General features: G+C 72.0%; 11 protein-coding genes. 6 read left to right on the forward strand and 5 right to left on the reverse strand.

The features are described 5' to 3' along the window. Positions 1-6 precede the first annotated feature (6 nt). Complete coding sequence (locus ACFV9J_RS18475; protein WP_385355551.1) at positions 7-1,320, reverse strand: aspartate aminotransferase family protein; 1,314 nt, start codon at positions 1,318-1,320, stop codon at positions 7-9. A gap of 107 nt (positions 1,321-1,427) precedes the next feature. On the opposite strand from ACFV9J_RS18475, the gene ACFV9J_RS18480 reads away from it, so the two are divergent. Further along, entirely contained in the window at positions 1,428-2,375 is a 948-nt protein-coding gene (locus ACFV9J_RS18480; protein WP_385355553.1) for a LysR family transcriptional regulator, read from the forward strand. 13 nt (positions 2,376-2,388) lie between these two features. On the opposite strand, the gene ACFV9J_RS18485 is transcribed toward ACFV9J_RS18480, so the two are convergent. From ACFV9J_RS18485 to ACFV9J_RS18500, 4 genes are all read right to left on the reverse strand, one after another. Then, entirely contained in the window at positions 2,389-3,123 is a 735-nt protein-coding gene (locus ACFV9J_RS18485; protein ID WP_385355555.1) for a TetR/AcrR family transcriptional regulator, read from the reverse strand. 190 nt (positions 3,124-3,313) lie between these two features. Further along, complete coding sequence (locus ACFV9J_RS18490) at positions 3,314-3,985, reverse strand: CBS domain-containing protein (RefSeq protein WP_385355558.1); 672 nt, start codon at positions 3,983-3,985, stop codon at positions 3,314-3,316. Then, positions 3,985-6,144, reverse strand: a complete 2,160-nt coding sequence (locus ACFV9J_RS18495; protein ID WP_385355560.1) for a SpoIIE family protein phosphatase — start codon at positions 6,142-6,144, stop codon at positions 3,985-3,987. Before ACFV9J_RS18495 ends, ACFV9J_RS18490 begins: the two co-directional genes overlap by 1 nt. 130 nt (positions 6,145-6,274) lie before the next feature. Beyond that, complete coding sequence (locus tag ACFV9J_RS18500; RefSeq protein ID WP_385355562.1) at positions 6,275-7,633, reverse strand: family 43 glycosylhydrolase; 1,359 nt, start codon at positions 7,631-7,633, stop codon at positions 6,275-6,277. A gap of 236 nt (positions 7,634-7,869) precedes the next feature. Here ACFV9J_RS18500 and ACFV9J_RS18505 point away from each other — a divergent pair, with 236 nt between their 5' ends. The 5 genes from ACFV9J_RS18505 to ACFV9J_RS18525 all read left to right on the forward strand — a co-directional run bounded on the left by ACFV9J_RS18505 (position 7,870) and on the right by ACFV9J_RS18525 (position 13,378). Continuing rightward, positions 7,870-9,135, forward strand: a complete 1,266-nt coding sequence (locus tag ACFV9J_RS18505; RefSeq protein WP_385355565.1) for an ROK family transcriptional regulator — start codon at positions 7,870-7,872, stop codon at positions 9,133-9,135. A 94-nt stretch (positions 9,136-9,229) separates the two neighbouring features. Then, complete coding sequence (locus tag ACFV9J_RS18510) at positions 9,230-10,033, forward strand: ABC transporter permease (RefSeq protein WP_385355884.1); 804 nt, start codon at positions 9,230-9,232, stop codon at positions 10,031-10,033. After that, positions 10,030-10,842, forward strand: coding sequence for an ABC transporter ATP-binding protein (locus ACFV9J_RS18515; protein ID WP_385355567.1), 813 nt, complete (start codon positions 10,030-10,032; stop codon positions 10,840-10,842). Before ACFV9J_RS18510 ends, ACFV9J_RS18515 begins: the two co-directional genes overlap by 4 nt. 20 nt (positions 10,843-10,862) lie before the next feature. Beyond that, positions 10,863-11,864, forward strand: coding sequence for an aliphatic sulfonate ABC transporter substrate-binding protein (locus ACFV9J_RS18520; protein ID WP_385355570.1), 1,002 nt, complete (start codon positions 10,863-10,865; stop codon positions 11,862-11,864). Beyond that, positions 11,861-13,378 carry a sulfatase-like hydrolase/transferase gene (locus ACFV9J_RS18525; protein WP_385355572.1) on the forward strand — a complete coding sequence of 506 codons (1,518 nt, stop codon included), beginning with the start codon at positions 11,861-11,863 and terminating at the stop codon, positions 13,376-13,378. The genes ACFV9J_RS18520 and ACFV9J_RS18525 overlap by 4 nt, the downstream gene beginning before the upstream one ends. Positions 13,379-13,400 lie beyond the last annotated feature (22 nt).

Consider the following 13,400-nt stretch of genomic DNA (forward strand, 5'->3'; position numbering starts at 1 on the left):
TTCGGGCTACAGGGCTCCGGCGGCGTCGGTGAGTGCCTGGTCGAGGACGGCCACCCCGCGGGCGATCTCGTCGTCGCTCGCGGTCAGCGGGGGCGCGATACGGAAGATCCCGCCCATCCCCGGGAGCTGGACGATGTTCATGTGCAGCCCCAGCTCGAAGCAGCGCCGGGTGACGGCGGCGCCGAGACGGTCCGCGCCGCCCTCGCCCAGCACCTGGTCGCCGACCAGTTCCATGCCCAGCAGCAGTCCCCGGCCCCGGACGTCGCCGACCACCTCGTGGCGGGCGGCGAGCTTGTCGAGGCCCTCCCGCAGCGCCGCACCGAGCCTGCGGGCGCGCTCGTCGAGCCGGTCGCGGACCAGGACGTCGAGGACGGTGTTGCCCACCGCGGCGGGCAGCGGGTCGTTGACATGGGTGGTGAAGAACAGGAACCCGCGCTCGTGCGCCCGCTGCTCGATCTCGGGGCTGGTCAGCACGGCGGCCAGCGGCAGCCCCGCGCCCAGCGTCTTGGACAGCGTGAGGATGTCCGGGACGACACCCTCGTGCTCGAAGGCGTACCAGTCGCCGGTCCGGCACAGCCCCGTCTGGGCCTCGTCCAGGATCAGCAGCATCCCGCGCTCACGGCACTTGTCCGCCAGGGCGGCGAGATAGCCCGGCGGAAGCTCGACGACGCCGCCCGAGGAGAGGATCGGCTCGACCAGGCAGGCGGCCAGACTGCCGACCGACTGGGCGTCGATCATCTCGAAGCCGAGGTCCAGCTGGCGGCGCCAGTCCAGCTCGCCGTCCGCGCCGACGACGGAGGGCCGGTAGCGGTCCGGCACCGGCAGTGCGAAGTTGCCCGGCGCGGCGGGGCCGTAGCCCTTGCGCCCGGCGCTGTAGGTGGCGTTCGCGGCGGCCTGGGTCATGCCGTGCCAGGACCGGGCGAAGGAGACGATCTCGTGGCGGCCGGTGACGAGCTTCGCCATCCGCACCGCGGCCTCGTTCGCCTCCGCCCCGGTGGTCAGCAGCAGCGCCTTCTCCAGCGGCGCGGGCAGGGTGCCGGCGAGCCGGCGGGCCAGCTCGACGACCGGGCGGCTGAGCATGCCGCTGTGCAGGTGGTCGAGGTGCGCGACCTGCTCGCGCACCGTCGAGACGATCGCCGGATGGGAGTGCCCGAGGATGGCACTCATCTGGCCGGACGTGAAGTCCAGCAGCTCACGGCCGCTCTCCGTGAAGACGGAGGTGCCCGCGGCGCGCACGACGACCTCCGGGGAGAAGGGCGCGTGGCCGGAGTAGCGGATCAGGTGGCGCCCCAGGTCGGCGCCGGAAGTCTCGGAAGGCATGCGACCGACGGTAGGGACGGGCCGCTGCGCGTGTCCATCGCACAGATTCGACGCTGCTGTACGCCAGAACCGTACAGAGGGCCGAGGCCCGCCGTACCATCGGCTCCGTGCTCAACTCCGGACGACTGCACCTGCTCAGCCAGCTCGACACGCTCGGGACCGTCCGCGCGGTCGCCGACACGCTGCACCTGAGCGCGTCGACGGTCTCCCAGCAACTGGCGGTGCTGGAGACCGAGACCCGGTGCCGGCTCATCGAGCGGACCGGGCGGCGGGTGCGGCTGACCCCGGCCGGACTCCTGCTGGCCCGCCGGGCCCGGGAGATCCTCGACCGGATGGCCGACGCCGAGGCCGAACTGCGCGCCCTGAACGACGAGCCCATCGGCACCGTCCGGCTCGCCGTGTTCCAGAGCGCGATCTACAGCCTCGCCGTCCCGGCGGCGAACCGGCTGGCCACCACCCATCCGCACCTGCGCCTGGAACTCGTCGAGATGGAACCGCACGAGAGCGGTCCCGCCCTGCGCTCGGGCGAGGCCGACGTCATCGTCACCACCACCGACTACTCGGGCCTGACGTGGGGCGCGGACCTCGACGTCATCTCGCTCGGCAGCGATCCGGTCCTCCTGGTGCTGCCGAACGGCCACCCCCTGGCCGCCCGCGCCGCGGTGGACCTCGCGGCGTGCAAGGAGGAGACCTGGGCCTGCGACCGGCCGCAGTCCTACATGGCCGACCTGACCGTGCGGCTGTGCCGCGAGTCCGGGTTCGAACCCAGGGTGGCCTGCCGGTTCAGCAACTACCTCATGCTGCTGCGGCACGTGGAGACGACCGGTTCGATCGCCCTGCTGCCCGCCCTGGCCGTCACGGCGGACCACGCCGTCGTCACCCGGCGGCTGAGCCCGCCGGTGCACCGCAACGTCGCCGTCGTGGTCCGGCGCGGCGCCCCGCAGCGCGCCGCGGTGAACGCGGTCATCGCCGCCCTGCGCGACCACCCCGAGATCGAGGCCCTGTCCGCCCCCGACGCCTCGCGTGAGGACCGGAAGGCAGCCCCGCGCCCCTGACGGCCGCGCTCGCTCAGACGGCGGGGATCCGGCGGTGGATGTCCTCCAGCATCATCCGGACCGACGAGCGGAAGACCTCCGCCTGATGGTCGCCCAGGAACGCGGTGTGCCCGAACACCTCCAGGACGACCAGGCCGTGCACGTGCCCCCACGCGCTCAGGAAGAGGGAGGCCGCGGCGGGCGGCAGCTCGCCCTGGGCGTGCAGGGGCAGCTGTTCCAGATGCTCCCGGTAGGGCGGCGAGAGCGCGGGGACCTCGGCCGCGGCGAGCTGTGCCGGGGTGAAGCCGGCGAACAGCTCGCGCTGGAAGATCGCGGCCATCCGGCGGACCGCCTGCGTGGTCGGGCCCTCGGCGGGTGCCGCGTAGTAGCGCAGCGGCGTCCCGTAGAGGAGCTGGAAGTGCTCCGGACGGGCGACGCCCCAGCCGCGGTAGGCCTCGGCCACCGCGACCAGACGGGGTGTGGCCGGGTCCGCGCGCACGCTCTCGGCGGCGGCCTGCAACGCGTCGGACAGCTCGCCGTACGCCTTGGTGATGAGGGCGGTGACGAGGGCGTCGCGGTTCGGGAAGTAGTGGTAGAGCGCCTGCACGGTCATGCCGAGACCGCGGGCGACCGCGCGCAGCGACAGGGCGGCGGGACCGTGTTCGCCGATGTGCTGCTCGGCGGCGTCGAGTATCTCCCGGGCCGCGGCGGTCCGGCGCCGCTCACGCAGGGAGACGGGAGCGGTGGTGGTGTGTCGCTCAGTGGGCATGCGGCGAGCCTAGGGCGCCGTGGGCTGATGGTCCATCAAGAAGCCGAACACTGTTAGGCAGATCTCATGCCGCCAAAGTGCGTCGCCCAAAGTGTGTCGCCCCAAGTGCGTCGCCCCAAGTGCGCCGCCCCCGTGTCCGCCTCCCCTTCCCCGGGGAAGCGGGCACGGGCGGGCGTCCGCCGGCGGGATCTCAGGAACCGACGGCCGCGGGGCCCTCGGCGTCGGCCTCGCCGGCCGGTCTGAACTCCACGGCGACGACGCCGTCCACGCTCCGGCAGTGCTCTTCCAGCAGCGGGGCGGACACATGGGCCGGGAGCCGGCCACTGAGCACGACATGGCCGTGCGCCACGTCCACCTGCACCGACGAGGGAGCCAGGCCCAGCGCCTTGACCAGGGCCTCCTCGATGATCTCGGTGCGGATCGCGCGGTCCGTGCGCAGGAACACCCGCAGCAGGTCGCTTCTGCTGACCACCCCGGCCAGCCGCCCGTCCCCGTCGACCACCAGCAGCCGTTTGATGCGGTGGCGTGCCATCACCCGGGCGGCGTCCACGACGCTCCAGCCCTCCAGGGCGCACAGCGGGGGCGAGGTCATGAGCCCGGCCGCGTCCGTGGCGTCCGCCTTGTCCGCCGAGGCCCGGGACCACTCGGCGTGCTCGGGGGAACCGTCGGGCTCCCCGCCCCACATCTTCTGCAGGAGGTCGGCCTCCGACACCACCCCCACGGGGCGGTTCTCCTCGTCGACGACCGGTACCGCCGTGATGTCGTACTCCAGCAGCAGGTGGGCGATCTCCTTGAACGGTGTGCCCCGCTGCACGCGGACCACGGCGTCGCTCATCAGATCGCGCACCCTCTGGTGTTTCATTAAGGGTCTTCTCCTCCGCTGCCGGCCCGCGTCGACCGGCGTTCGTCCTTCTTGTCCCTGAAAACGATCGATCGGCCCCGGGAGTGCCCCGGCGCCGAAGCGCGGGGACCGACGAGGACCAGGGCGATGTCGTCGCCCGGGGCGGGCGCGTGCCGGATGAGGGTGTCGGCGATGGCGTCGAGGTCGCCGGGGTCGCCGTGTTCCACGAGACCGGCGAGGGCCGCGATCGCGTCGTCCAGGTCCACCCCGGGCGCCTCGACCAGTCCGTCGGTGTACAGGACGAGCACGCTGCCCGGCGGCAGCGGGAACTCCAGCGAGGGGTACACGGTGTCCGGCTCGATGCCCAGCAGCAGGCCCGGCGGCACCCGCAGGGCCTCGACGCGCCCGTCGGCGTGGCGCACCAGAGGGGGCGGGTGCCCGGCGAGCGCCACACAGGCGCGGTGCGTGGCCAGGTCGAGGTGCACGTAGGCGCAGCTGGTGAACAGGCCGGGGTCCAGATCGGTGAGCAGACGGTTGGTGCGGGCCAGCACGTCGTCGGGGGGTGCCCCCACGGTGGCGTTGGCGTGCACGGCGGTGCGGACCTGCCCCATGAGCGCCGCGGCGTCCACGTTGTGCCCCTGCACGTCGCCGATGGTGACGCTCGCGGTGTGCTCGTCCAGGCGGATGACGTCGTAGAAGTCGCCGCCGATGCCCAGGCCCCGGGCGGCCGGGAGGTAGCGGGCGGCGACGTTCAGACCGGGTACGTCGGGGAGGGTGTGGGGCAGCAGGGCGGACTGCAGGCGGTGGGCGAGGTGGTGCTTGGCGTCGTAGAGGCGGGCGCGGTCCAGGGCCTGCCCGACCAGACCGGCCAGCGAGGTGAGGGCGGCCCGTTCGCCGGGCGGGAAGACGTGGGGCCGCCGGTAGGAGAGCAGCAGCGAGCCGATGGGGCGGCCGGAGGCGATCAGCGGCAGCAGGGCCCAGGCGGCCATCCCGTCCTCGTGCGTCATGACGGGGTAGGCATGGTGGAGTTCCTCGAAGGTGGTCCAGAACCCCGGGACACCCGTGGCCATGACATCGGCTCCGGGGAGGGCCGTGGTGAGCGGCGCCCCGTCGAAGCGCCTCAGCAGCTCCGGGCGGTAGCCGCGCTGGCCGACGATCTTCAGCCGGCCGTCCGCCGGGGCCATCACCACCATGGCCTGCGCTCCGAGCGCGGGCATCAGCTGGTCGGCGGTCTGCTCGACCACGTCCTGCACGCTGACGGCCTCGGTCAGGGTGGAGGCCAGGTGCATCAGGTGGTACAGGACGGTGGCACGGCTGGGGCCCGAGGCCTGTACCGACCGGGACGGGGGTGTGTCCGCGTCCGGACTGCCGGGGGTGATGCGCACGCTCAGTCCGGTGGCGTCCGGGTACAGCTCGAAGGTCAGCCACGTCTTCGGCGGGCGCAGGACCGTGAAGCCCTGCGGCCTGCGGCTGACCAGCGCGGCCCGGTAGCGGTCCTCGACGTGCGGCACGTCCATCCAGGGCAGCGCCTCCCACGGCAGGGCGCCCACCAGCAGGGACCGGTCGACGCCGAGCAGTTCGGCCGCCCCCGGGGTGACGAGGGTCAGATGCCCCTCCAGGTCCAGCGCGCAGGAGCCGCCGGGCAGGCGGTCCACGAAGGCGGACAGCGCGGTCGCCTCGGCGGGGGAGGGGGTGCGCGGGGCGGCCGGCGGCAGGGTCCGGGGCCGCTCCGGCGGCCGCAGCGGTTCGCCGCGGTCGATGGCCCGCTGCAGGCTGTCACCCAGGCGGTGGCAGCCCGCCCGGATGACGTCCTGCTCCCCGGCGCTCAGCCGCGCCGGGTGGTTCCCGGGCCACAGCAGCACCAGCCCGCCCCTGAGTGCGGTGCCCGAGACCAGCGGTGCGGCCGCCAGCGAGAAGTCGTACGGCAGGACGAGCGCCAGCCGCGGATACTCCCGCGCCATCTCCTCCCGGCCGCCCGCCCACACCAGGCGGTGCTCGCGGACGGCGTCCGCCACGGGCATCGGGTCCTTCAGCCCGACCCGCCGCCACGGTGCCGCCATCTCCTGGGGGACCCCGGTGATCAGGACCTGCCACACGGCGTCCTCGCCCGGCGGCAGTGCGTAGAGGATCCCTCCGAACGCACCACTCGCCCGCACGACGGCCGCCATGGCGGAGTCCATCAGCCGTCCGCCCACGTCCGCGCCGACAGGGCCGCCCGACGCCGTCCGCCCCGAACATCACCCATATCTGGACACTACGCCCGTCCCGCCGCGACGGCATACGAGGGCGTGCCGGGACGGGGACCGCCGCTCAGTGCCCGTTGCCGGGCTTCTCCGACCCCCGCTTCACATACAGCCGGCCGTCCGCCGGACCGGTCCACTCCAGCCGTACGACACCGGGCACCGCGGACCGATCGACGCGCGAGGCCCCCGACCAGTAGCCGGCGGCCGGGTTCAGGAAGTACGTCGCCCACAGGCCGCCCCGGTGATCGACGAAGAAGTTGTTGTGACCGGCGCCGACACCCGCCGTGTACCGCTTCGAGTACGGCCCCTCGAACCGGTCGGCCACGGCGACGACCGCGTCGTACTGGTACTGCACGCGCCCCGCGGCGGGCACGTCGTAGGCCTGGCGGACGGTGCCGTCGGCCTGGACGGACGTACGGTCCCAGGCGGCGTGGACGAGGTGGTACTTGCCCCGGTACTTGAACACGTAGGCGCCCTCGAGATACGGCTCCGGGGAGTAGGGCGTCTGCCGGAACCGGGGCAGGTCCGTCGTCGTGACGATGTCCTCCATGTCGTCCCGGAACTTCGCGTACAGGTCGTTGTGCAGCACGAGCCACGCGTCGTCGCCCTCGGAGAAGAGACCGCCGTCGATGTGGTGGTAGGCGCCCGGCTCGATGAACTTCGGACCGCCGATGAACGAGTCGCCGAAGGGCTTGTCCAGGTTGCCCTCGACCAGCCGGTACGGGCCCTCGACGCCGCCCTCGCTCACCAGCATGAACGAGCCGACCTTGCGGGAGTGGTCGCCCATGCACGCGACGAGGTACCAGGTGTCACGGAAGTAGTGCAGCTCCGGCGCCCAGGCCTGGCCGCGCTTGCCGAACTGCTCGTCGTGCCAGTACTCCTGCCAGGGCGCGACGACCGTGCGGCCGGGCCGGTTCTCCCCGGCGAACTCGGGCGACCACACCTTGCCGCGCTCCGCCCCGGGCCGGATGCCGGTGGTGTCGGCCAGCCGCCATGGGCCCTCCAGAGAGGGGGCCAGCCACACGAAGATGCCGTCGTTCCAGGGGCCGGCGGCTTCGAGCCCGGGCACCCGGGTGGTTCCCGTGGCGACGTACAGCGGGCGGCCGTCGACGACGAAGCAGTTGACGTAGGTGTCGCGCATCCAGACGGTGCCGTGCTCCTCGTCACGAGGGCGCAACTCCAGCGGGAGGACGAACGAGTTGTCCTCGCGCGGCCACAGGTCGGCCCGGGTGTCCGCGGCGCCGTACGGCTCGGGGTCGGGCCAGTTGCGCGGGTGCCGCCGCTCCGCCCCGGCCCGCGGGGAGGCCGCAGGCGCCGCCGCGGGAGCCGCCTGCGCGGCGCTCGCGGGCAGGGCGAACGCCGCTCCCGCACCGGCGGCACCGGCCAGCAGGGATCGTCGGGGGAGTCCGTACTCGGCATCGGTCATCAGTCGGGTTCTCCTTCGTCGTCCCCGTCCGGGAACCGAGGCGCGGCACACCGGCCGCATGACGGGGGCATGGCGCACAGCATGCGAACGCCCGCACATTTACGTCAACAGGGCGGACGAATAATCGGGCTTGGCCCGCAGAACCAGGGCGCCACCCACCTGGCATTGTGAACACTTCATTGCGTCTTTCTGTCGGAGTGTTGACGGAATAATCGAGCCTCCCTACCTTGACCGGCATGCAGATGCCCAGCGGAGTGCACGCACTGGTCAGGCGGACCCACGAAGAGCGCGTCATGCGTGCGCTGCAGGAGAACGGCGCCATGAGCCGCGGCGAGATCGCCCGGGTCGTGGGCCTGTCCCGCACCACGCTGTCCGAGATCACCGGCAACCTCCTGCAACGCGGTGCCATCGTGGTCGTCGACACCGACGCCTCCCGCCGAGAGGGCAGCGGGCGGCCGGCCGAACGGCTGGCGCTGGACCCGGCGTCGGCGCAGTTCATGGGCGTCGACTTCGGACACCGGCGCGTCCACGTCGTCGTCGCCGACGCCTCGCACGAGATCATGGTCTCCGGCTCCGTCCGGTACGAGGACACCGCGACCTGGGCGACCCGCACGGAACTGGCCCTGGCACTGGTCGACCGGCTCAGCGGCGAGGCCGGGGTCCACTACGGGGCGCTGCAGGGCATCGGCATCGGCGTACCCGGTCCCTACCCGGCCCCTCAGGGGGCGGCCTGGCCGCGCGCCACCGCGGGCACCACCGTGCTGCGCCCGGCACCCGAGGGCGTCGACGTGGCCTTCGCCGAACGCTTCGACGCACCGGTCATCGTCGACAACAACACCCGGCTGGCCGCCCTCGCCGAGGCGATCAGCGGCGCCGACAGCGTCGCCGACCTGGTCTACGTACGCCTGTCGGACGGCGTCGGCGGCGGACTCGTCGTCGGGGGCCAACTGGTGACGGGTTCGTCCGGGCTGGCCGGCGAGCTGGGGCACGTGACCGTCGAACCGGCGGGCCGCCCCTGTCGCTGCGGCAAGCGGGGCTGTCTGGAGACCGTCGCCTCGGTGCCCGGAATCCTCGCAGCCTGCTGGGAGTTCGGTCTGCGCCTGGAGAGCCTCGACGACCTCGCCGCCGCCGTGCGCCGCGCCCACCCCGTCGTGGACCGGGTACTGCGGGAGGCCGCGGGGGCGCTGGGCCGGGTGGTCGGCGCCGCGACCATGATGCTGAACCCGGCGAAGGTGGTCATCGGCGGCGAGATCACCCGGCTGGCGCCCGTCCTGGTGGAACAGGTCGCCGCCACCCTCGCCGCCGAGATCTTCCCGACCGCGTCGGCGGGACCCGCCGTCGCCGCCGCCCGGCTCTCCGACGACGACGGCGCCATCGGCGCGCTCGCCGCGGTCTTCCACAGCTCACCCCTCCTGGCGAGGTATCCCGAAACCGCCGACGTGAAGGGCCGTTCCGATGCACCCCACTCCGCCACCGAAGGAGCCGCCCATGTCCGTCCTTGACAAGCGGAGTGCCGACCGGCGGCACCCGCGGCCCGAGAACGGGCCCGGGTCCTCGCCCGGGGCCGAAACGGACGACAGCACGGCGGGAGGCACCATGGCGGCAGACACCTCGGCGGGCGCCGCCAAGTCCGCGCCGGAGCGCTCCCGTTCCGGCGGGCGCGGGCTGCCCCTCGCCCTGAACGCCGTGTCCGTCGCGCTCGGCATCGCCATCTGGTGGGCCCTCGCGTCCGCCGGTTTCAAACTGCCGACACCGCCGGAGGTCGTCGACCGCGCCTCCACCCTGATCAGCGACGGGACCCTCGCCGACGACGCCCTCGCCAGCCTGACCCGGGTCCTCATCGGCTTCGCGCTCGGCACGGCCGTGGCCGTCCCGGTGGGCTTCCTGATGGGCTGGTACGGCATCCTGCGCGGCCTGATCGAGCCCTGGATCCAGTTCTTCCGCACCATCCCGCCGCTGGCGATCATCCCGCTGGCCGTGGTCGCCATGGGCATCGACGAGACCCCGAAGATCTTCGTCATCTTCCTGGCCGCGTTCCTGGCCTGTGTGATCTCCACCTTCCAGGGCGTGGTGAACGTCGACCGCACCCTGATCAACGCCGCCCGGGTGCTGGGCGCGGGCGACGCCACGATCTTCGCCCGCGTCGTGGTGCCGGCGTCCACCCCCTTCATCCTCGTCGGCATGCGGGTCGGCCTCGGCTCGGCCTGGGCCACCCTGGTCGCCGCGGAGCTGATCGCCGCCCAGGAGGGCCTCGGCTACCGCATGCAGAACGCCCAGCTCTACTACGACCTCCCGACCATCTTCGTCGGGCTCATCTCGATCGGAATCCTCGGTCTCCTCATGGACCGCGTCCTCCTCCTCGCCGAACGCCGGCTCACCCGATGGCAGGAACGCCGATGACCAGCACACCCGCCAAGATCTCCGTCCAGCACGTCACCAAGACCTTCTCACTGGGCAGGGAGACCTTCACCGCCCTGGACGACGTGAGCCTCGACATCGCGAACCACGAGTTCGTCACCGTCGTCGGCCCCTCGGGCTGCGGCAAGAGCACCCTGATGAACATCCTCGCCGGCCTGGAGACCCCCACCTCCGGCCGCGCCCTGGTGGACGGAACGCCCGTCGCCGGGCCCGGACCCGAGCGCGGCGTCATCTTCCAGCAGTACGCCCTCTTCCCCTGGCTGACCGTACGTCAGAACGTCGAGTTCGGTCTCAGGACCACGGGAGTGCCCAAGCGCGAACGCCGCGCCAGGGCCGAGCACTTCATCGAACTGGTCGGCCTGGAACGCTTCGCCGACGCGCTCCCCAAGACCCTCTCCGGCGGCATGCGCCAGCGCTGCGCCATCGCCCGCGCCTACGCCGTCGACCCCTCGATCCTGCTGATGGACGAACCCTTCGGCGCCCTCGACGCGCTCACCCGGGTCAAGCTCCAGGAGCAACTCCTGAAGACCTGGAGCCAGGACAGGCGCACCGTCCTGTTCATCACCCACGACGTCGACGAGGCCGTGTTCCTGGCGGGCCGCGTCGTCGTGATGGCCGCCCGCCCCGGGCGCGTCTACGACGTCGTCGACGTCGACCCCGCCATCGAGCGCGACGAGGCCTTCCGGCTCAGCCCCGAGTTCGCCGCACTGCGCAACCGCGTGTGGCACTCCGTCTACCACCAGGAAGGCCGCACCGCCGCCCTTTCCGGTTCCCACTCCCCGACGTCATGACCCGGAAGGGACCCACCGCCATGTCACCCGTCCTCACCCGCAGAAGCCTCACCACCACCCTCGCCGGCGTGGCCGCCATGGCGCTGCTCGCCGCATGCGGCGGCGGCTCGTCCGCCGGCGGCTCGTCGGACAAGGTGCGCTTCGGATACATCAACGACTTCAACGGCGCCAGCCTGATCGCCATCGCCGAGGCCAAGGGCCTGTGGAAGAAGCACGGGCTGTCGGCCGACGCCAAGGTCTTCACCAACGGGCCGCTCCAGATCCAGGCCCTGGGCACGGACAACCTCGACTTCGGCTACATAGGCCCCGGCGCCATGTGGCTCCCCGCCTCCGGCCAGGCCAAGGTCGTCGCCATCAACACCCTCGGCAACTCCGACCGCGTCCTCGCCCAGCCGGGCATCACCTCGATGCAGCAGCTCAAGGGCAAGACCGTGGCGGTGCCCGAGGGCACCTCCGGCGACATGATCCTCACCCTCGCCCTGGAGAAGGCCGGGATGACCAAGGACGACCTCAAGGTCGTGCCCATGGACCCGTCCACCATCGTCTCCGCCTTCTCCTCCCAGCAGGTCGACGGCGCCGGCTTCTGGTACCCGGCCGCGGCGACGATCAAGAAGCAGGTCCCCGACCTGGTCGAACTCGCCAAGAACGGCGACTTCGCGGACGACGTCTCCTTCCCCACGGCGTTCGTCGCGGGCAACAAGGTGGTGGCCGACCAGCCGGAGAAGACCAAGAAGGTCCTCGCCGTGCTGCGCGAGGCGATGACCTTCCGCTCCGAGCACACCGACGAGGCGATCAAGCTGACCGCCGACAAGCTGAAGATCCCCGTCGACCAGGTGCAGGCGGACGCCGCGAACAACAAGGTGCTCAGCGTGGCGGAGCTGGACAAGCTGACCCGGGACGGCACCGTCGTCAAGTGGCTCGAGGGCATGAACGACTACTTCGTCAACGCCGGCAAACTCAAGAAGCCAGCCGACCCGAAGACCTACTACACCGGCGACCTCTTCACGGGAGCGGGCAAGTGACGCGAGCGAACGAGCCCGGGGCGTCCCGGAAGAACATCCTCTTCCTCATGACCGACCAGCACCGCACGGACACGCTCGGCGCCTACGGCAACCCGCTGGCCCACACCCCCGCACTCGACGAACTGGCCGCCACGGGAACCCGCTTCGACCGCTGGTACACCCCCACCGCCATCTGCACCCCGGCCCGCGCCAGCCTCCTGACCGGCCAGGCACCCTTCCGGCACAAGCTCCTCGCCAACCACGAACGCAACGTCGGCTATCTGGAAGACCTGGCCGAGGACCAGTTCGCCTTCTCCCGGGCGCTGCGCGAACACGGCTACAACTGCGGCCTGTTCGGCAAGTGGCACGCCGGAAACCGCCGCACCGCGGCCGACTACGGCTTCGACGGCCCCGAACTGCCCGGCTGGCACAACCCCGTCGACCACCCGGACTACCTCGCCTACCTCGACGAACGCGGACTGCCGCCGTACGAGATCAGCGACCGTGTCCGCGGCACCCTCCCGAACGGCGGCCCCGGCAACCTGCTCGCCGCCCGCCTGCACCAGCCGGTCGAGGCCACCTTCGAGCACTACCTGGCCACCCGCGCCATCGAGCGGCTGGAACGCTACGCCGCCGACGCGCACGACCACGACCAGCCCTTCTTCCTGGCCCTGCACTTCTTCGGACCGCACCTGCCGTACATCCTTCCGGACGAGTACTTCGACCTGGTCGACCCCGCGGACGTGGAACTGCCGCGGTCGGTGTCCGAGACCTTCGAGGGCAAACCCCCGGTCCAGCGCAACTACAGCGCGCACTGGACCTTCGACACGATGCCCATCGAGACCACCCGCAAGCTCATCGCCGTCTACTGGGGCTACGTGGCCCTCATCGACCGGCAGATCGGCCGCGTCGTGGCGGCCATGGAACGGCTCGGCCTCGTGGACGACACGGCGGTGTTCTTCACCTGCGACCACGGGGAGTTCACCGGCTCGCACCGGCTGCACGACAAGGGCCCCGCGATGTACGAGGACATCTACCGCACCCCCGGCCTGCTCCGGGTCCCGGGCGCGCCCGGCGGCCAGGTGCGCGACGAGTTCGTCAGCCTCCTCGACTGCACCGCCACGATCCTCGAACTGGCGGGCCTGGACCCGAAACCCGCCGTCGACTCGCGCAGCCTGCTGCCCCTGGCGCGGGGCGAGACGGTGGAGTGGGACGAGGACATCGTCTGCGAGTTCCACGGCCACCACTTCCCCTACCCCCAGCGCATGCTGCGCGAGGACCGCTACAAACTCGTCGTCAACCCCGACTCCGTCAACGAGCTGTACGACCTGCACACCGACCCGGACGAACTGCAGAACGTCTACGCCCACCCGGAACAGGCGGAGGTCCGCGGCCGCATGATGCGCCGGCTCTACGACGTCCTGCGCGAACGCGGCGACAACTTCTACCACTGGATGACATCGATGTACGACGTCGGCGAGGTGGGCCACGACCCGACCCTGAGCGGGCTCGACGAGTCCACGTACCAGGCCTAGCAGGCGCACGCACGCGATCGAT

The organism is Streptomyces sp. NPDC059906, assembly GCF_042730645.1.
Classification (GTDB): Bacteria; Actinomycetota; Actinomycetes; order Streptomycetales; family Streptomycetaceae; genus Streptomyces; species Streptomyces rubrogriseus.

Coding starts and splice junctions, on each gene's coding strand:
- ACFV9J_RS18500 (WP_385355562.1), bottom strand. CDS start 7,633: ATGACCGATGCCGAGTACGGACTCCCCCGACGATCCCTGCTGGCCGGT.
- ACFV9J_RS18475 (WP_385355551.1), bottom strand. CDS start 1,320: ATGCCTTCCGAGACTTCCGGCGCCGACCTGGGGCGCCACCTGATCCGC.
- ACFV9J_RS18485 (WP_385355555.1), bottom strand. CDS start 3,123: ATGCCCACTGAGCGACACACCACCACCGCTCCCGTCTCCCTGCGTGAG.
- ACFV9J_RS18510 (WP_385355884.1), top strand. CDS start 9,230: ATGGCGGCAGACACCTCGGCGGGCGCCGCCAAGTCCGCGCCGGAGCGC.
- ACFV9J_RS18520 (WP_385355570.1), top strand. CDS start 10,863: ATGTCACCCGTCCTCACCCGCAGAAGCCTCACCACCACCCTCGCCGGC.
- ACFV9J_RS18515 (WP_385355567.1), top strand. CDS start 10,030: ATGACCAGCACACCCGCCAAGATCTCCGTCCAGCACGTCACCAAGACC.
- ACFV9J_RS18505 (WP_385355565.1), top strand. CDS start 7,870: ATGCAGATGCCCAGCGGAGTGCACGCACTGGTCAGGCGGACCCACGAA.
- ACFV9J_RS18495 (WP_385355560.1), bottom strand. CDS start 6,144: ATGGACTCCGCCATGGCGGCCGTCGTGCGGGCGAGTGGTGCGTTCGGA.
- ACFV9J_RS18490 (WP_385355558.1), bottom strand. CDS start 3,985: ATGAAACACCAGAGGGTGCGCGATCTGATGAGCGACGCCGTGGTCCGC.